Origin of the sequence: Enterococcus sp. DIV0561, from assembly GCF_050539875.1 — a bacterium.
GTDB lineage: Bacteria > Bacillota > Bacilli > Lactobacillales > Enterococcaceae > Enterococcus > Enterococcus faecalis.
In genome coordinates this window covers 2,601,679-2,621,220 of record NZ_CP172927.1, presented here as the reverse complement: position 1 = coordinate 2,621,220, position 19,542 = coordinate 2,601,679, and the positions used below count along the sequence as shown (strand labels likewise).

The 19,542-nt window shown below is 39.5% G+C and carries 15 protein-coding genes; all 15 read left to right on the top strand.

From position 1 onward, the window contains the following. The 15 genes from IGM13_RS12505 (at window position 1) to ftsY (ending at window position 19,457) form a co-directional block, all read left to right on the top strand. Window positions 1-720 (top strand): LytR/AlgR family response regulator transcription factor, encoded by a 720-nt coding sequence (locus tag IGM13_RS12505; protein WP_010816828.1) that lies wholly within the window; start codon window positions 1-3, stop codon window positions 718-720. Window positions 721-931: 211 nt separating this feature from the next. Further along, window positions 932-1,294 carry an Asp23/Gls24 family envelope stress response protein gene (locus tag IGM13_RS12500; protein ID WP_002354933.1) on the top strand — a complete coding sequence of 121 codons (363 nt, stop codon included), beginning with the start codon at window positions 932-934 and terminating at the stop codon, window positions 1,292-1,294. Between the two features lie 82 nt (window positions 1,295-1,376). Continuing rightward, window positions 1,377-3,053 (top strand): DAK2 domain-containing protein, encoded by a 1,677-nt coding sequence (locus IGM13_RS12495; RefSeq protein WP_002354936.1) that lies wholly within the window; start codon window positions 1,377-1,379, stop codon window positions 3,051-3,053. 115 nt (window positions 3,054-3,168) lie between these two features. Next, complete coding sequence (recG, locus tag IGM13_RS12490) at window positions 3,169-5,205, top strand: ATP-dependent DNA helicase RecG (protein WP_002419606.1); 2,037 nt, start codon at window positions 3,169-3,171, stop codon at window positions 5,203-5,205. Window positions 5,206-5,307: 102 nt separating this feature from the next. Beyond that, window positions 5,308-6,309, top strand: a complete 1,002-nt coding sequence (gene plsX / locus IGM13_RS12485) for a phosphate acyltransferase PlsX (protein WP_002354938.1) — start codon at window positions 5,308-5,310, stop codon at window positions 6,307-6,309. A gap of 136 nt (window positions 6,310-6,445) precedes the next feature. Then, complete coding sequence (gene acpP, locus IGM13_RS12480; RefSeq protein WP_002354939.1) at window positions 6,446-6,685, top strand: acyl carrier protein; 240 nt, start codon at window positions 6,446-6,448, stop codon at window positions 6,683-6,685. A gap of 263 nt (window positions 6,686-6,948) precedes the next feature. Continuing rightward, on the top strand, window positions 6,949-7,989 hold the full coding sequence (opp2D, locus tag IGM13_RS12475; protein WP_002365359.1) for an oligopeptide ABC transporter ATP-binding protein Opp2D: 1,041 nt from the start codon (window positions 6,949-6,951) through the stop codon (window positions 7,987-7,989). Beyond that, complete coding sequence (opp2F, locus tag IGM13_RS12470; protein WP_002415658.1) at window positions 7,989-8,933, top strand: oligopeptide ABC transporter ATP-binding protein Opp2F; 945 nt, start codon at window positions 7,989-7,991, stop codon at window positions 8,931-8,933. Before opp2D ends, opp2F begins: the two co-directional genes overlap by 1 nt. Further along, window positions 8,933-9,895: an oligopeptide ABC transporter permease Opp2B gene (gene opp2B, locus IGM13_RS12465; RefSeq protein WP_002354943.1), complete on the top strand. Its 963-nt coding sequence runs from the start codon at window positions 8,933-8,935 to the stop codon at window positions 9,893-9,895. Before opp2F ends, opp2B begins: the two co-directional genes overlap by 1 nt. A 27-nt stretch (window positions 9,896-9,922) precedes the next feature. Beyond that, window positions 9,923-10,846, top strand: a complete 924-nt coding sequence (gene opp2C, locus IGM13_RS12460; protein WP_002365358.1) for an oligopeptide ABC transporter permease Opp2C — start codon at window positions 9,923-9,925, stop codon at window positions 10,844-10,846. A gap of 28 nt (window positions 10,847-10,874) precedes the next feature. Then, entirely contained in the window at window positions 10,875-12,653 is a 1,779-nt protein-coding gene (opp2A, locus tag IGM13_RS12455; RefSeq protein WP_002408275.1) for an oligopeptide ABC transporter substrate-binding protein Opp2A, read from the top strand. 329 nt (window positions 12,654-12,982) lie between these two features. After that, window positions 12,983-13,675 (top strand): ribonuclease III, encoded by a 693-nt coding sequence (gene rnc / locus IGM13_RS12450; RefSeq protein WP_002354946.1) that lies wholly within the window; start codon window positions 12,983-12,985, stop codon window positions 13,673-13,675. A gap of 20 nt (window positions 13,676-13,695) precedes the next feature. Next, window positions 13,696-17,274 (top strand): chromosome segregation protein SMC, encoded by a 3,579-nt coding sequence (gene smc, locus IGM13_RS12445; protein WP_002419605.1) that lies wholly within the window; start codon window positions 13,696-13,698, stop codon window positions 17,272-17,274. Window positions 17,275-17,298: 24 nt separating this feature from the next. After that, on the top strand, window positions 17,299-18,126 hold the full coding sequence (locus IGM13_RS12440; protein WP_002359053.1) for a Cof-type HAD-IIB family hydrolase: 828 nt from the start codon (window positions 17,299-17,301) through the stop codon (window positions 18,124-18,126). A gap of 2 nt (window positions 18,127-18,128) precedes the next feature. Beyond that, entirely contained in the window at window positions 18,129-19,457 is a 1,329-nt protein-coding gene (ftsY, locus tag IGM13_RS12435) for a signal recognition particle-docking protein FtsY (protein WP_002419604.1), read from the top strand. Window positions 19,458-19,542: the final 85 nt, after the last annotated feature.

Genomic DNA, 19,542 nt, shown 5'->3' with positions numbered 1-19,542 from the left:
GTGATTTCTATTATTATTTGCGAAGATGATTGGCGACAACGACAAATGTTAGAAACCTATGTTAAAAATTACATAATGATGGAAAGTCTTGATATGGAACTGGTTTTTTCAACAGGAAATCCGTTAGAAGTACTTGAATTTGTCAAAAGTCAGCCTAGAATAATTGGGTTATATTTTCTAGATGTTGATTTACAACATGAAATGTCAGGATTAACCTTAGCAGCTAAAATCAGAGACTACGATAATTTAGGTAAAATCGTTTTTGTCACAACACATGGGGAACTGTCCTATCTGACGTTTACGTATAAAGTGGAAGCGCTGGATTATATCATTAAAGACAACAAAGAACATCTACAGCAGAAAATCTGTGAAAATATTCAATTGGCTCATGAACGTATAACTAGTGAACGTGGAGATACAAAAAAATTATTTAAATTTAAGGACGGCGATACCATTCGGTCTGTAGATATGGCAACAATCATTTTTTTTGAATCTTCTTCCGTATCGCATAAAATCGTTTTACATCTTGAAAACGGAGAAATTGAATTTTATGGTTCCTTAAAGGAGATTGAAGAACAGTCTAATGACTTTTATCGTTGTCACAAATCATATTTAATCAACCGCAAGCATATAAGTAAAGTTATAAAAAGCGAACGGATTGTCGAAATGAGTAATGGAGAAAGATGTTTAGTCTCAGTGAGAGCCATGAAAAACCTCTAAAATCAGCAGACAAGATTCAATGTACCAAGTCGAATCTTGTCTTTTTCTGCATTGACAATGCACGACAAACGTTGTAAATTGTACAAATGTTGGTAATTATGAGGAAGGGTCTATAATATCTGACGAACTTCCTTTTAATTAAAGGCTGGATATGATAAAATGTTATGGAAGAAAATAGGGCGAATGTGCTCTTATAAGGAGGCTTTCATCAATGGCTGTAAAAATTCAAACACCCGCAGGTACCATTGAGATTACCAATGATGTGATCGCTACAGTAGTTGGCGGAGCTGCGACAGATATTTACGGAATTGTCGGAATGGCAAGCAAAAATCAAATTAAAGATAACTTAAACGATATTTTACGTCGTGAGAATTACTCACGTGGTGTCGTTGTTCGTCAAGAAGACAACGGAATCGCAGTGGATGTCTACACGATTGTTAGTTATGGTACAAAAATTTCTGAAGTTTCTCGTAACGTCCAAGAAAAAGTAAAATATAATCTTGAAACATTATTAGGTGTCACTGCGAATTCAGTTAACGTTTTTGTTCAAGGAGTTCGTGTATTACCGGATTAGAGGTAGTGTACTGTCAACGATGCAATTGCACAAGGAAGTCGTGTGTTGCCGTTAGCGGTAAATCTGAAGGAGGATTTTTTAGGTGAATGTAACAGAAATCAGCGCAGGTCAGTTCCAGGAAATGGTCCAGGCAGGTGCGACTCGTCTGCACACAAATGCAGAATATGTCAACTCATTAAACGTTTTCCCTGTACCCGATGGTGATACAGGAACAAATATGAACTTATCAATGACCAGTGGTGCAAAGGCTGTGGCCGATTCTCGCTCTGAAAAAGTAGGAGAATTAGCAGGTGCGTTATCCAAAGGGTTATTAATGGGTGCTCGTGGAAACTCTGGGGTTATTTTATCTCAATTATTCCGTGGCTTCTCAAAACAAATTCCTGAGGTTACAACATTAAACGCCAAAGACTTGGCCGCTGCCTTTACACATGGTGTAGAAACAGCGTATAAAGCAGTGATGAAACCCGTTGAAGGAACAATCTTAACTGTTTCTCGTGAAGCGGCGCGTTCTGGTGAACGTAAAGCGAAAGAAACAGATGACTGTATCGAAGTCATGACAGCTGTTGTAGCAGGTGCTAAACGTGCCTTAGCGAAAACACCTGATTTATTACCTGTCCTAAAAGAAGTCGGCGTTGTAGATAGTGGGGGTCAAGGACTACTATTTATCTATGAAGGATTTTTAGAAGCGCTTAGTGGTGAATTTTTACCAACTGAGACGTATGAACCAAGTCCTGCCGAAATGGACGAAATGGTTAATGCTGAACATCACCGTGGTGTTAGTGGCCACGTTGCGACAGAAGACATTAAATTTGGCTATTGTACAGAAATTATGGTTCGTATCGGCGAAGGCCCAACCGTGGACAGCGCTTTTGATTATGAAACATTCAGAAACTACTTAAATGAACTAGGCGATTCTCTATTAGTCGTTAACGATGACGAAATTATCAAAGTTCACGTACACACTGAGCATCCAGGTGAAGTGATGAACTACGGCCAAAAATTTGGTTCGTTAGTAAAAATAAAAGTAGACAATATGCGTTTACAACATGAAACGTTAGTTGAACGCGATGCTCAGCAAGAAGCGTTGACTGAAAAAGTTCGCGTACCGTTTGCTGTGATTGCTATTGCAGCCGGTGAAGGCGTTCAAGAATTATTCCGAAGTTTAGGTGCAAGCTACATTATTAGTGGTGGCCAAACAATGAACCCAAGTACGGAAGATATTTTAAAAGCAGTCAAAGAAGTGAATGCAGAGCAAGTCATTATTTTACCAAACAACAAAAACATCTTTATGGCGGCTGATCAAGCAGCAGAAGTTGCCGATGTACCAGTAGCGGTTGTTCCATCTAAAACCATTTCTCAAGGAATGACAGCAATGTTAGCTTTCAATGATCAACAATCATTAGAAGAAAACAAAGCAAGTATGACGGAAATGTTAGACAGCGTTGTGAGTGGTCAAGTAACCACAGCTGTTCGTGACACAACCATTGATGACGTTGAAATTAAAAAAGATGACTTCTTAGGAATGATTGATGGTAAAATCGTCGTTTCTGAAGCAGATCGTTTTAATGCATCATTAGACACGTTGAACCGCATGATTGATGAAGACACTGAAATCGTGACAATTATTGTCGGCGAAGATGGTTCGGTTGAAGAAGCTGAAAAGCTAATCGCTATTTTAGTTTCTGAAAACGATGAACTAGAAACAGAACTTCATGAAGGTGGACAACCTGTGTATCCATACTTATTCTCAGCAGAATAGGTTTTCGTGATGAAAAAATAAAAACGAATAGGCTGGTTCATTAGTTAGGGCTAATGAACCAGCCTATTTAATGAATGATCCATTTTTTTGCGTATATTAATGAGGAGGGGATTTTATGGACATCACAGATTTAGTCAGCGTATTGCCCGGTGTTGGCCCAAAACGTGCTGAAAATTTACAAGAACTGGGGATTGCTACAATTGAAGACTTATTGACGTATTATCCCTTCCGCTACGATGATATCCAAGAAAAGGATTTAAGTGAGATTCAGGATCAGGAAAAAGTTACGCTAAAGGGGCTAGTGGTTTCGGAAGCAGTCGTTAGTCGGTACGGTTATAAGAAGAGCCGGTTAACGTTTCGAATGATGCAAGAACATGCGGTCATTAATGTTTCCTTCTTCAATCAACCTTTTTTAAAAGACAAAGTAGTTCTTTCCGAAGAAATTGCTGTTTATGGCAAGTGGGACGCCAAGAGAAAATCATTAAATGGCATGAAAATCTTAGCTTCTAAAGGAGACAATGAAGATTTCGCCCCCATTTATCATGTGAATAAAAAAGTCCGCCAAAGCACGTTGGTTCAGTTAATCCGCACTGCTTTTGAAGAGTATGGTTCGCTGATTGAAGAGATTTTACCGAATGATTTATTAGAAAAGTACCGCTTGATGCCTAGAAAAGAAGCAATGTGGGCGATGCATTTTCCCAGTAATCCAGAAGAAAGCCATCAAGCTAAACGGCGAGTAGTCTTTGAAGAGTTTTTCCTTTTCCAACTTAAAATGCAAGGATTGAAGAAACAAGAAAAAGCGGAAAAAAATGGCTTAGCCATTCAATATGACGTGGATCGCTTAAAAACGTTTACCCAAGGACTGCCGTTTGAATTGACAGGCGCCCAAAAAAAAGTGACCAATGAAATTTGTCGAGACTTGCGAAGTCCGAAGCATATGCAACGATTGCTTCAAGGTGACGTGGGGAGTGGGAAAACGGTAGTGGCTGCGATTGCGCTATACGCCACCATGACCGCTGGCTTTCAAGGAGCGTTGATGGTTCCAACTGAAATTTTAGCGCAACAACACATGGAAAGCTTACAGCAGTTGTTTGATCCATTAGAAGTGCGAACGGCCTTATTAACAGGTTCCACCAAAACGAAAGAACGTCGTCTAATTCTCGAAGAACTGGCCAATGGCGAGATTGACATTGTGGTAGGAACCCATGCTTTGATACAACAAGATGTCAGTTTCCATCAATTAGGTTTGGTAATCACCGATGAGCAACATCGTTTTGGTGTGAATCAGAGAAAAATATTAAGAGAAAAAGGCTTAAAACCAGATGTTTTATTTATGACGGCCACTCCGATTCCTCGAACGCTGGCCATTACAGCCTATGGCGAAATGGATGTATCAATCATTGATGAAATGCCAGCTGGACGGATTCCAATCGAAACACGTTGGATTCGGCCGCCGCAGTTAGATACTGTTTTAGAATGGATGGAAAAAGAGTTGGCTCGAGGACATCAAGCCTATATTATTTGTCCCTTGATTGAAGAATCGGAAGCCTTAGATGTGAAAAATGCAACAGAAATTTTTGAACATATGCAAAGCTTTTATTCCCCAAGATATCAAGTGGGATTACTACATGGTAAAATGAAAAACCAAGAAAAAGATGACATTATGCAGGAGTTCAAAGACAATCAGCTACAATTACTGGTTTCTACCACCGTTATTGAAGTTGGCGTGAATGTACCAAATGCCACGGTGATGTTAATTATGGATGCGGACCGGTTTGGGTTAGCACAGTTACATCAGTTACGGGGCCGTGTGGGGCGTGGCTCCAGTGCATCTTATTGTATTTTAGTGGCCAATCCGAAAAATGAAATGGGCGTTGAGCGTATGAAAATCATGACAGAAACCACCAATGGTTTTGTCTTGAGTGAGCGTGATTTGGAACTTCGCGGACCTGGGGAAGTGTTCGGTGCACGGCAATCAGGGGTGCCTCAATTTGCGGTAGGAGATATCGTGACGGACTTTAATATTTTAGAAGTTGCGCGCCAAGAAGCAAGTGCCCTATGGCAAGTGAAAGAGTGGTGGCAATATCCTGCTTATCAAGCCTTAGCCAATCGAGTGAAACCCCAAGATGAGGCGGCCCAATTTTTCGATTAGAAGAGGTAATTTTTGAAGCCAGAAAGTAAAAGCCAATGCGTATTTCTTTGAAAAAAATATGTTATACTTGTTAGGAAACAAAAAAGTAGGAGGGAATCACTCATGAAAATTGCTGTAGATGCAATGGGTGGAGATAACGCCCCACAAGCGATTGTTGAAGGGGTTATGCTAGCCAAACAAGACTTCCCAGACATTGAATTTCAATTATATGGAAAAGAAGCCGAAATAAAAAAATACATCACCGATGAAAAAAACATTACGATTATTCATACCGATGAAAAAATTGCTAGTGACGATGAGCCAGTGAAGGCAATCCGTCGTAAGAAAACTGCTTCCATGGTTTTAGCAGCGCAAGCAGTTAAAAATGGGGAAGCCGATGCGATTTTTTCTGCAGGCAACACCGGAGCGCTATTAGCAGCGGGTCTGTTCATTGTCGGCCGCATCAAAAATGTGGAACGTCCCGGTTTGATGTCAACTTTACCTGTCATGGGAGAACCAGACAAAGGGTTTGACATGTTAGATTTAGGAGCCAATGCAGACAATAAACCAGAACATTTGGTTCAGTATGCCGTTTTAGGTTCATTCTATGCTGAAAAAGTTCGGAACGTTCAGAATCCTCGTGTCGGTCTATTAAATAACGGAACTGAGGAAACAAAAGGCAGTGAATTAACGAAAAAAGCCTTCGAATTGTTAGCAGCAGATGAAACGATTAATTTTGTCGGAAACGTTGAAGCACGAGAATTATTAAATGGCGTAGCTGACGTGGTGGTGACAGATGGCTTCACAGGGAATGCCGTTTTAAAATCTATCGAAGGCACAGCTATGAACATGATGAGCTTGCTGAAAACAGCGATTCTTTCTGAAGGTGTCAAAGGAAAAATGGGCGCCTTATTATTAAAGAATGCGTTGCGTGGCATGAAAGACGAAATGGACTACTCAAAACATGGGGGGGCGGTTTTATTTGGCTTAAAAGCGCCAGTCATTAAAACGCATGGGGCCACGGGTCCTGATGCCGTCCGCTACACCATTCGTCAAATTCATACAATGTTAGAAACCCAAGTTGTCCCACAATTAGTGGAATATTATGAAGGCAAAGCAGAGTAATTTGCAATTGTCTTGACATCAGTTTGTTACTCAAATGAAAAAAAGATGGACAAATACCCAAATTGTGAGTACAATGTATCTTAGCGTTTTAGTAAAAGAAAGAACCTTTTTTCAAAAGCAGTGGAGGTGAATACAGTTGACTCGTGAAGAAGTACTTCAAAAAGTAGCGAAGATTATCTCAAACCACTTTGATATTGAAGCGGATCAAGTAACAGATCAATTAAACATTAAAGATGATTTGAACGCTGACTCAATTAGCGTAATGGAGTTTGTTTTAGAACTTGAAGATGAATTTGGAACAGAGATTTCAGATGAAGATGCAGAAAAAATTGAAACAGTTGGTGCCGCTGTAGATTATATTGTGAGTAATTCATAAAAAATAATAAGACAAAGTCGATTAACATTCCTGTTAATCGACTTTTTTTGCGTACATAATGGTTATTTTATTAAGCAATAAGGCTATTTTTACACATATTTTTGTAAAAAAAATCATACATGTAAAAAAATAACTGCGAAAAAAGTTATTTTATCTTGCTTTTTATGGAATAATTCTATAAAATTATGAAAAAACAATGAGCTTTAAGTTAACATTAATAAAAATTAGAAAGTGCTATCATTAAATATTAGTTAATTTATATAATGTTTTTGAAAGGACGTAAGGGGTGCGTATGGATGCAAGGAAATGAACAATTACTAGAGGTTTCAGGATTAGAAACAGCATTTAGAATCAAAGATGATTATTATAATGCCGTCGATGATGTTTCATTTGAATTGAAGAAAAATGAGATTCTGGCAATCGTCGGAGAATCTGGTTGTGGAAAAAGTACCTTAGCAACAACGATTATGGGTTTACATGATCCCAATCATACCAAAATTACTGGGGAAATTTTATACAACAATTTAAACTTAACTACGTTTAATGAAACATTGTACAACAAAGTCAGAGGAAACGATATTGGGATGATTTTCCAAGATCCGTTGTCTGCACTGAATCCGCTCATGCGAATTGAAGACCAAATTAAAGAAAGTCTCACGTATCATACCAAAATGACCGCACAACAAAAACAAGCACGGGCCATTGAACTGTTAGATCAAGTGGGGATTCCCAACCCAGAGCGTGTCGGGAAACAGTATCCTCATGAATTGTCTGGCGGCATGCGCCAACGGGTGATTATTGCCATTGCAATCGCGTGTAAACCACCGATTTTAATTGCAGATGAACCAACAACGGCCTTAGACGTTACCATTCAGGCACAAATTCTCGATTTGTTAAAAGATTTGCAAGAAGAAACAGGGAGCGGCATTATTTTAATTACCCATGACTTAGGTGTAGTTGCGGAAATGGCTGATCGTGTAGCGGTTATGTATGCGGGTCAGTTTGTAGAAGTAGCCACTGCTGAAGAATTGTTTAGTCATCCGAAACATCCATATACACGTTCCTTACTTCAGTCCATTCCCCAAGAGAATTCCGATGAAGAAGAACTTCATGTGATTGAAGGGATTGTTCCTTCGTTAACCAAATTACCTAGAAAAGGTTGTCGGTTTGCCCCACGAATTCCTTGGATTGATGCATCGGAACATGAAGAAAATCCAACATTACATGAAGTTGCACCGAATCATTTTGTTCGTTGTACATGTTATAAACATTTTCATTTTAGAGACGGGGAAGGGGAAGCGTAATGACAGAAATTATTCAAATTAAAGATTTAAAAGTTCATTATCCAATTCGCAGCGGCTTCTTCAATCGAATCACTGATCATGTTTTGGCGGTTGATGGTGTGGATTTCATGATTGAACAAGGTAAAACGTATGGGTTAGTTGGTGAATCGGGTTCTGGAAAATCAACAACAGGAAAAGCAATTATTGGTTTAGAAAAAATTACAAATGGTGAAATTATTTATCAAGGACAAGATGTAACCAAGCCGCGAAGTCGAAAAGCGATTGGATACAACAAAGATGTCCAAATGATTTTCCAAGATTCGATGTCAAGTTTAAACCCTAAAAAACGAGTACTAGATATTATCGCCGAACCAATTCGAAATTTTGAACGGTTAAGTGACCAAGAAGAAAAGAAAAAAGTCAAAAGTTTGTTGGACATTGTGGGGATGCCAGAAGATGCGTTGTACAAATATCCTCATGAATTTTCTGGTGGGCAACGCCAACGTTTAGGCGTCGCCCGAGCGGTGGCTACCAGCCCCAAATTAATTATTGCAGATGAACCTGTTTCAGCACTGGACTTATCTGTGCAAGCACAGGTATTGAATTTTATGAAAAACATTCAACAGGAATATGGGTTAAGTTACTTATTTATTTCCCATGATTTGGGCGTAGTTAAACATATGTGTGACAACATTGCCATTATGTACAAAGGCCGTTTTGTAGAAATCGGTACACGCCAAGATATTTACACTAATCCACAACACATTTATACCAAACGCTTACTTTCAGCAATTCCTAAAATTGACGTAGCGAACCGAGAAGCTCATAAAGAAGAACGAAGAAGAGTTGAGCAAGAGTATCGGGAAAATCATAAAGACTATTATGATGAAAATGGGCGGGTTTATAACTTACATTCGATTAGTCCAACCCACCAAGTAGCGTTAAAAAATGGAGGTGCTGAATAATGTGGAAAACAATTTTACGCCGTTTGTTATTGATGATTCCGCAAGTGATTATTTTAAGTGTCTTGATTTTCCTGTTGGCTAAAATGATGCCTGGTGATCCGTTTACAGGATTGATTAATCCGAACCAAGACCCGAAAGTGATTGAAGCCATGCGCGAAGCTGCCGGGTTAAATGATCCTTGGTACGAACAATATTTCCGTTGGATTGGCAATGCCTTACATGGAGATTTTGGTCATAGTTTTATCTTTAAATTACCTGTGTCCACGCTCATTGCTGGTCGGGTGGGGAATACGATTGCATTGGCCGCTGTGTCAGTTATAATCACGTATTTAATCGCCATTCCTTTCGGTTTAATTGCTGGCCGTTACCAAAATTCATGGTTTGACAAAATGGTGGTTATCTACAACTTCTTCAGTTTTGCCGTACCATTATTCATCTTTGCCTTGATTATGCTCTTTATTTTTGGGTATCGCTTAGACTGGTTCCCAACGAGTGGAACCGTGACTGTTGGTTTGGCTGAGGGAACGTGGCCGTATTATTTAGATAAACTGAAGCATTTAATTTTACCAGGGGTCACTCAAGCGTTGCTAGGGACAGCGGTCACTATTCAATATTTGCGCAGTGAAGTGATTGATGTTAAAAACATGGACTTTGTTCGTACTGCTCGTTCAAAAGGAGTGCCAACGAATAAAATTTTTAATCGACACATTTTTAGAAATGCAGCATTACCAATTGCCTCTCAATTAGGTTATGAAATTACTGCTTTGATTGCCGGATCAGTCGTTATTGAAAAGATTTTTGCTTTCCCAGGAATTGGAAAATTATTTATTGATAGTATCATTCAACGTGACTATTCCGTTATTACCGCTCTCGTGTTGATTTTGGGATTGGCAACCCTTATCGGAACCTTAATTTCTGATATTGTAATGAGTATTGTTGATCCAAGAATTCGAATTCAGTAGAAAAAACACGAAGAAAGGGTGATAAAAATGGAATTGACAGAAGAAAAAAGAGAAGAAGTCTTACAAGAAAGTATTCCACCAATGGGCTTTCGGATGATTGCGCGAGAATTCGTCAAAGAAAAAATGGCGATGTTTTCTTTAATCCTCTTGGTCATTATCTTATTAGCCGTTTTTATCGGTTCGTTAGTGTTAGACCAAAGTGCCGTTATGCATGTAAGTATTTTAGATAAATATGCGGAACCAGGTACCGTTACAATGAATGGCACCAAGTTCATTTTAGGTGCCGATGAAGGGGGTCGTGATGTTTTAGGACAATTGATTATCGGGGCTAGAAACTCGATTTTAATCGGTTTTGCCATTACGATTATTACGTCTATTATCGGGGTCGGTTTAGGGATTATTTCCGGTTATTATGGAGGCATGATTGATAATATTTTGATGCGTATCGTGGATTTTATTATGATTTTGCCAATTATGTTAATTATTATTGTGTTCGTTTCCGTGATTCCTAAATATAGTATCTGGTCCTTTATTTGGATTATGTGTGCGTTTTATTGGGTTGGAAAAGCGCGGTTGTTCCGCAGTAAAACGTTATCTGAAGGGCGCCGAGATTACGTTAGTGCCTCTAAGACAATGGGAACAAGCGATTTTAAAATTATGTTTCGAGAAATTATGCCGAATTTAAGTTCATTAATTATTACGAACTTAACGATTAATTTCGCGGCCAATATCGGGATCGAAACAACGTTAACTTTCTTAGGCTTCGGGTTACCACAAAGTGTCCCAAGTTTAGGAACCTTAATTGGCTACGCCAGCAGTGGGGATGTATTAGTCAATAAACAATGGGTTTGGTTACCTGCATCAATTCTAATTTTAGTCTTGATGTTAAGTATAAACTATGTTGGACAAGCATTTAAGCGCTCAGCAGATGCACGACAACGATTAGGCTAATTAGCCAAAAAATGAGGGAGGAAAAGAGATGAACAAGAAACGGATTTTAGGTGCAATCACGTTAGCTTCTGTGTTAGTATTCGGGTTAGCTGCATGTGGTGGCGGTAATAAAGGCGGGGGCAATAAAGCAACGGAAACAGAAGACATTTCAAAAATGCCAATCGCTGTTAAAAATGATAAAAAAGCAATTGATGGCGGGACATTAGATGTCGCTGTAGTTATGGATACACAATTCCAAGGACTTTTCCAGCAAGAATTTTATCAAGACAACTATGATGCACAATACATGCTTCCAACGGTACAGCCATTATTTAACAATGATGCAGACTTTAAGATTGTCGATGGGGGTCCTGCGGATCTGAAATTAGATGAAGATGCCAATACAGCAACCATTAAATTACGTGACAATTTGAAATGGTCTGATGGTAAAGATGTGACAGCCGATGACGTGATTTTCTCTTATGAAGTCATTGGTCATAAAGACTATACAGGGATTCGTTATGATGATAACTTTACGAATATTGTTGGCATGGAAGACTACCATGATGGTAAATCGCCAACCATTTCTGGCATAGAAAAAGTCAATGATAAAGAAGTTAAAATCACTTACAAAGAAGTTCACCCAGGAATGCAACAATTAGGTGGCGGTGTTTGGGGTTCAGTTTTACCAAAACATGCCTTTGAAGGAATTGCTGTTAAAGACATGGAATCAAGCGATGCAGTTCGTAAAAACCCTGTGACTATTGGACCATACTACATGAGTAATATTGTGACAGGTGAATCTGTTGAATACCTACCAAATGAGTATTACTACGGTGGCAAACCTAAATTAGATAAATTAGTGTTCAAATCTGTTCCTTCTGCGAGCATTGTAGAAGCGATGAAAGCGAAACAATACGATATTGCATTATCAATGCCAACAGATACGTATCCAACCTACAAAGATACTGAAGGGTATCAAATCTTAGGACGTCCCGAACAAGCCTACACGTATATTGGCTTTAAAATGGGTACGTTTGACAAAGAAACAAATACAGTGAAATACAATCCAAAAGCTAAAATGGCAGATAAAAGCTTACGTCAAGCCATGGGCTATGCAATTGACAATGATGCAGTCGGCCAAAAATTCTACAACGGCTTACGAACAGGGGCAACAACGTTAATTCCACCAGTCTTCAAGAGCTTGCATGATAGCGAAGCGAAAGGCTATACGCTTGATTTAGACAAAGCGAAAAAATTATTAGATGATGCTGGTTATAAAGACGTAGACGGCGATGGCATTCGCGAAGACAAAGAAGGCAAACCACTAGAAATCAAGTTTGCTTCAATGTCAGGCGGCGAAACTGCACAACCACTTGCTGATTACTATGTCCAACAATGGAAAGAAATTGGCTTAAACGTAACGTATACAACAGGACGCTTAATTGATTTCCAAGCATTCTATGATAAATTGAAAAATGATGATCCAGAAGTAGATATCTATCAAGGCGCGTGGGGCACAGGTTCAGATCCTTCACCAACCGGCTTATATGGTCCAAACTCAGCCTTTAACTACACACGTTTTGAGTCAGAAGAAAATACTAAATTACTTGATGCGATCGATTCAAAAGCATCATTTGATGAAGAAAAACGTAAAAAAGCCTTCTACGATTGGCAAGAGTATGCCATTGATGAAGCATTTGTAATCCCAACGCTTTACAGAAATGAAGTCTTGCCTGTCAACGACCGTGTAGTTGACTTTACTTGGGCAGTTGATACGAAAGATAATCCATGGGCAACGGTGGGTGTCACTGCGGAAAAACGTTAAACAACGTTCCGCTGATTTAATAGAGATAGAACGAGGTCGGGACAGAAGTGTTTAACTCCGAGAAATAAGGAGGAGTTGCTTCTGTTCCCGCCGTTTATCAGTTTTTGAGCGTGGCGCAAAAATCCAAAGTGATTTTTGTCCCACGCTCTTTCTATCTCTTACGTAAACAAACGCTTTTATCTCAGTCATAGCTCTATTTATTTATTTTTTTCTAAAAAATAATGAGAACACAGTGAATAACAGGCTTTTTCTGAATAGAACCATTTAAAAAAAGTGAAAAAAAAAGTATAATGAAACAAGGTGTAAATAAATGTAAAGGAATGTGGAGAATGGACAATCAGTTAACAACAGAGTTAAAAGAACGTTACGGCATTGTTTTCCATGATGTCAATCTATTAGAGCAAGCTTTTACTCATTCATCCTATGTGAATGAGCATCGCTATTTAAAATTATCCGATAATGAACGTCTTGAATTTTTAGGAGATGCAGTTTTAGAATTAATTGTTTCACAATATTTGTATTTAAAATTCCCAGAACTTCCAGAAGGAAAATTAACGAAGATGCGCGCAGCCATCGTTCGGGAAGATAGTTTAGCCAAATTTGCGAAAGAATGTCACTTCGACAACTACATTTTATTAGGTAAAGGAGAAGAAGCATCGGGCGGACGAACACGTGCATCATTATTATGTGACTTATTTGAAGCCTTCTTAGGTGCCCTCTACTTAGACCAAAAAGTTGGCGCAGCCAAGAAATTTATTGAAGACGTTATTTTTCCGAAAATTGATGCCGGTGCTTTTTCACATGAGATGGATCACAAAACACAATTACAAGAAGTTTTACAACGCAAAGGCGATGTTTCAATTGAATATCGCTTAATTAAAGAAGAAGGCCCTGCTCATGACCGCACCTTTTTCACTGAAGTTTACATGAATGGTGAACTCATTGGGTTAGGCCAAGGAAAATCGAAGAAGTTAGCTGAACAGGATGCCGCTGAGCGGGCACTGAAAAGTATTCCTCAGTAAGGCTGGAAGGAGCAATATTCGTGTATTTAAAACGAATTGAAATTACAGGATTTAAATCATTTGCAGATAAAACCATTATTGAATTTGAAGATGATGTGACAGCAGTGGTTGGTCCGAATGGAAGTGGGAAAAGTAATATCACGGAAGCCGTTCGCTGGGTATTAGGTGAACAATCTGCGAAAAACCTTCGCGGTGGCAAAATGAACGACATTATCTTTGCCGGTTCGGAAGGTCGTAAGCCGCTAAATATTGCGGAAGTTACCGTGACGTTAGACAACAGCGACCATTATTTAGCATTGGATTATAGTGAGATTAGTGTCACCCGTCGTTTAAAACGAACGGGCGAAAGTGACTTTTTTATTAATAAACAAGCGTGCCGTTTAAAAGACATTCAAGATTTATTTATGGATTCAGGGTTAGGCAAAGAATCTTTTTCAATTATTTCACAAGGGAAAGTTGAAGCGATTTTTAATAGTAAACCTGAAGACCGTCGAGGGATTTTTGAAGAAGCAGCGGGCGTTTTAAAATACAAACAACGAAAGAAAAAGGCTGAACAAAAGCTTTTCGAAACCGAGGACAACTTAAGCCGTGTCCAAGATATCATTTACGAGTTGGAAGACCAATTAGTTCCTCTAGCCGCCCAAGCAGATACGGCTAAAAAGTATTTAGCTTTGAAAGAAGAACTTACCGAAATTGATGTCAATTTAACTGTGACCGAAATTCAAGAAGCAAAAGCTATTTGGGAAACGAAAACGCAAGAATTAACAGCCATTGAAGAAAAGTTAGCTGACGCAAGTAAGCAAGTCCATGACTTAGAAGGCAAATTGGTACGTTTACGCAGCAAGCGCAATCGTTTAGATGAACAAATTGAAACGGAACAACAACAATTATTACAAGTGACAGAAGCGTTGAAACAAGCAGAAGGACAAAAAAATGTTTTAATTGAACGTTCCAAACACACCTCCCAAACGGCAAGCGAATACGAAGAGACATTGGCAGAAACGGCCGAAAAAATTGTTCGTTATCGAGAAGAATTGCAGACGCTGGAAACAGCAATCGCAGAAAAAACGGCACAACGTCAGACGTTAAAAGAAGCATTGGCTTTGGCAACGAAAGATGTGGAAAAATATAGTAAGTCTTCTAAAGAATTGATGGAGGAATTGCGCAGTCAGTATGTGGAAGTCATGCAAGAACAAGCCAATACAGCCAATGACTTAAAATATTTAGAACGACAATATCAACAAGAAACAGCTAAAAATCAACAATCGCTAGCAAAACACGAAGCGCTAGAAGAACAGATGGTTGAAGCTCTCGCAATGAAAGAAACGCTAGAAAAAGAGCAAAAAGTCGCAAAACAAGGCTTACAAGAACAACTGGAAGAATACACCGCGTTGAAAGCAACGCTTGAAGCTAAGCGTGAACGATTAGCACAGCGTCAAAACGATATGTACCAAGCGATGAATCAAGTGCAACAAGCGAAGGCACGCCAAAAAAGTTTGCAAGAAATTCAAGAAAATTACGCTGGCTTCTATCAAGGCGTGAAAGCTGTATTGCGTCACAAAAACCAATTAACTGGGATTATTGGCGCAGTGGCTGAGTTAATTGAAGTGCCTAAAGAATATACGTTGGCGATTGAAACGGCCCTAGGTGGTGCGGCGCAACATATTGTTGTGGAAAATGAGAAAGATGGTCGAGCAGGCATTACCTTCTTAAAACAACAACACAGTGGTCGAGCAACCTTTTTACCATTGACCACCATTAAGCCACGCTCTGTATCGGCGATGGTTCAGAATCGTTTGGCTGGTGCACCGGGCTTCGTAGGGATTGCCAGCGAATTAGTTCGTTATCCAGAACAAGTACAAACCGTTATTCAAAATCTCTTAGGCGTCACGATTTTAGCGGCAGATTTAACGAGTGCCAACCAGTTAGCAAAATTAGTCAATTACCAATATCGCGTTGTCTCATTGGAAGGCGATGTGATGAATCCTGGCGGTTCGATGACTGGGGGAGCCAATAAACGTGGCAACCAAGGAAGCCTATTTTCACAAGCGCAAGAACTTCAAACAATTACTGAACAAATGACTCAATTAGAGACACAACTAAGAAGTGTGGAACAAGAAGTCCAAGCGCTCTCGCAAGAAGTGAAAACAGCCACGGAACGTGCAGAAATGTTGCGCTCTGCTGGTGAACAAAATCGCTTAAAACAACAAGAAATTGACAATAAATTAGCCAATCAAACAGAAACGATTACTCGTTTAACAAAAGAAAAACGTCTGTTTGAATATGAATCACGGGAATTGCATCAATTCTTAACCGAATATCAAACGAAAAAAGCCACATTGACAGAGCAACAAGCAAACTTAACGGCAACGAAAGAACGTTTAGATGCTGAAATGAAACAAGTGGAACAAGAAGCTAGCCAAATGGAAACCTTTAAAGCCCAAGCGCAAGAACGCTTGACGACAGTTCAAGCAGAACAAGCAGTAGCGGCGGAACAATGTGCCCATTTTGCTCGTCAAAAGCAAGACAAACAAGAACAATTGGACGAATTGTTGATTCGAGAAACGGCCATCCGTCAACAGCTACAACAACTAAGTAGCCATTCTAGCGATCACCAGTTAACCGAAGAAGGCTTAGCGGCACAAGTCGCGCAATTAGCGGAGAAACAAACAGCGTTGCAAACGTCTTTACAAACGGTACGCAGTCAACGACAAGCGTTGCAAGAAGAAGTAGACGAGTTAGATACAAAATTAGCGGAAGAAAACAAACGCCAACAACAGTATTTAGCAGATAAAACACAAATTGAAGTCCTAAAAAATCGTGCAGAAATGCAATTAGATAGCTCGTTAAGTTACTTACAGGAAGAATACAGCTTAACCTTTGAAGCTGCCTATGAAGCGTATTTCCCAATCGATGATTTAGCGCAAGCGCAGCAAACAGTGAAACGCCTAAAACAAGAAATTGAGCGGTTAGGACCTGTTAACTTAAGCGCCATCGAGCAATTTGAACAAGTCGATGAACGCCATCAATTTTTAGTCAGTCAACGAGATGATTTATTAAATGCGAAAGAACAATTATTTGAAACCATGGATGAAATGGACCAAGAAGTGAAAGAACGGTTTAAAGAAGTCTTTGAAGCAATTCGTGGCCAGTTCAAAGTGGTATTTCCCAATATGTTTGGTGGCGGCCGGGCAGAACTGGTGCTAACCAATCCAGAGGATCTCTTGAATACAGGGATTGAGATTGAGGCGCAACCACCAGGGAAAAAATTACAACATTTAAGCTTGTTGTCTGGAGGCGAACGGGCATTAACGGCGATTGCATTACTCTTTTCAATTATTCGTGTTCGACCCGTTCCGTTCTGTATTTTAGATGAAGTAGAAGCAGCTTTAGATGAAGCCAACGTTGCTCGTTTTGGCCATTATTTAAGCGAATTTGAAGATGGCACACAGTTTATTGTGGTGACGCATCGTAAAGGGACAATGGAAGCCGCAGATGTTTTATATGGCGTGACTATGCAAGAATCTGGGGTTTCAAAAATCGTTTCAGTTCGCTTGGAAGAGGTCAAAGAAGGTGGCGCAATTGAAAAAAGCAATTAGCCAGAAGTAAGGAGGAGCGAACGTTTGATAAAATTAGTTGCTATTGATTTAGATGGAACATTATTAAATAGCCAAAAAGAGATTTCTTTACGGAATAAACAAGCACTGATGGCTGCGAAACAAGCAGGCGTGAAAGTTGTTATCTGCACAGGTCGACCTTTGGCAGCTATTGGTCCTTACTTAGAAGAATTAGGTTTACAAGATGAAGGCGATTATAGCATTACTTTTAACGGCGGGTTGGTTCAAAAAAATGATACAGGGGCCATTATTGAGAAAACATTGATGCCCTTGGAAGCGATTCATGAGCTGTACCAATTAGCAACCACACTCAATATGCCGTTTGATGTCTTATCCGATGAGGTCGTGATGCAACTGCCTTCTGCCCCAAATTATCCTTCAATTTATAGTTCTCTAAACAAATTATTAACCTTTGAGTCCTACAAATTAGAAGAGTTAACCCCGAATCGAATTTATAATAAAGTTGTTGTTGCGATTGATGAAGCGTATTTAAATGAACGCATCAAGGAAATTCCAGCCTCTTTTTATGAGCGTTTTGAAATTATTAAAACGCGAAATAACTTATTAGAATTTATGCCAAAAGGGATTACGAAAGCCTATGGTATTTCCTTGTTAGCCAAAGATTTAGGAATCCGTGCAGAAGAAATCATGACCCTAGGGGACGAAGAAAATGATTTACCGATGATTGAATACGCTGGCTTAGGTGTCGCCATGGCAAATGCGATTCCATTAGTTAAAGAAGCCGCAGATGTCGTTACAGACACGAATGACCAAGATGGCGTTGCCAAAGCGGTCGAAAAATATATTTTAACGCCGTTGGAAGGAGGCCAATAAGAATGGGATTTTTTGATAAAATTAAAAAAGCTTTTTCCGCTGAAAAAAAGGAAGAAGAAAAACAAGAGATTATTGAAGAAACAGTAGACGAAACACCTAGTGATGAATCAGCGCCTGCTGAATCAAAAGAAACCGCAGCAGAAGAGGCGCAAACAACGCCAGAAACGGCAGCGGAAGAAGTCGCAGAAACAGCCGATTTAACAGATAACGCTGAAATGGAAAAATTAGCTGGCGTAGAAGAAGCGTTAGATGAAGAGCCAGAAGAAATCCTGACAGAGGAAACACAAGAAGTTGTTGTGGAAGTGCCTGAGGAAGAAAGTAGTGTCGTAACCCCTTTGGCAGAACCAACAGACACGCAGGTTTCAGAAGAAATTGAAGAGTCGAAAGAAGAGCAGGTCCAAGAAAAATATGAAAAAGGCTTGGAAAAAACGCGTAAAACATTTGGTCAACGGTTGAATGAATTGTTTGCTAATTTCCGGAGCGTCGATGAAGATTTCTTTGAAGAATTAGAAGAAACGTTAATTGGTGCAGACGTAGGCTTTGATACATCCTTAAAAATTACAGAAGCCTTGCGACAAGAAGTGAAACTGCGAAATGTGAAAAAACCAGCTCAAGTTCAAAATACCATCATTGAAAAAATGGTTGATTTGTATGAAGAAGCAGGAATTAATGAAAATAACGCGATTAACTTACAGCCAAATGGCTTAACCGTGATTTTATTTGTTGGTGTTAATGGAGTTGGTAAAACAACCAGCATTGGTAAATTAGCCCATCAATACAAGTTGGAAGGAAAGAAAGTTTTAATGGCAGCTGCCGATACGTTCCGAGCGGGCGCCATCGATCAATTAGTTGTTTGGGGCGAACGGGCTGGCGTTGAAGTTGTGCGTGGGAATGCTGGCGGCGACCCAGCAGCGGTCGTTTTCGATGCAGTGGAACGTGCCAAAGCAGAACAGGCCGATGTTTTGCTAGTGGATACAGCAGGTCGTTTACAAAATAAAGTCAACTTAATGAAGGAATTAGAAAAAATCAAACGAGTCATCCAACGAGAAATTCCAGATGCGCCTCACGAAGTTCTCTTAGTCGTGGACGCAACTACTGGGCAAAATGCGATGACACAAGCTAAACAGTTCAAAGAAACAACCGATGTCACTGGCTTAGTTTTAACCAAACTAGACGGAACAGCCAAAGGTGGTATTGTCATTGCTATTCGGAATGAATTACACTTGCCAGTGAAATTAGTTGGTCTAGGTGAAGGCATTAACGATTTAGAACCATTCAATGCCAACGATTTCGCAATGGGCTTATTTAAAGGCTTATTAAAAGATGTTTAGTTGTAGAAAATAACAGGTTTGGGAAGAACGTGGGACAGGAGTATTTAGCTTCAAGAATGAAGAAGCTACTCCTGTCCCGCCGTTT

What these genes read in the sequence shown, in the direction of transcription:
- plsX (WP_002354938.1), top strand. Translation starts at nt 5,308, where the DNA reads ATGAAAATTGCTGTAGATGCAATGGGTGGAGATAACGCCCCACAAGCG.
- opp2D (WP_002365359.1), top strand. Translation starts at nt 6,949, where the DNA reads ATGTTTTTGAAAGGACGTAAGGGGTGCGTATGGATGCAAGGAAATGAA.
- recG (WP_002419606.1), top strand. Translation starts at nt 3,169, where the DNA reads ATGGACATCACAGATTTAGTCAGCGTATTGCCCGGTGTTGGCCCAAAA.
- opp2A (WP_002408275.1), top strand. Translation starts at nt 10,875, where the DNA reads ATGAACAAGAAACGGATTTTAGGTGCAATCACGTTAGCTTCTGTGTTA.
- rnc (WP_002354946.1), top strand. Translation starts at nt 12,983, where the DNA reads ATGGACAATCAGTTAACAACAGAGTTAAAAGAACGTTACGGCATTGTT.
- opp2B (WP_002354943.1), top strand. Translation starts at nt 8,933, where the DNA reads ATGTGGAAAACAATTTTACGCCGTTTGTTATTGATGATTCCGCAAGTG.
- IGM13_RS12500 (WP_002354933.1), top strand. Translation starts at nt 932, where the DNA reads ATGGCTGTAAAAATTCAAACACCCGCAGGTACCATTGAGATTACCAAT.
- opp2F (WP_002415658.1), top strand. Translation starts at nt 7,989, where the DNA reads ATGACAGAAATTATTCAAATTAAAGATTTAAAAGTTCATTATCCAATT.
- ftsY (WP_002419604.1), top strand. Translation starts at nt 18,129, where the DNA reads ATGGGATTTTTTGATAAAATTAAAAAAGCTTTTTCCGCTGAAAAAAAG.
- opp2C (WP_002365358.1), top strand. Translation starts at nt 9,923, where the DNA reads ATGGAATTGACAGAAGAAAAAAGAGAAGAAGTCTTACAAGAAAGTATT.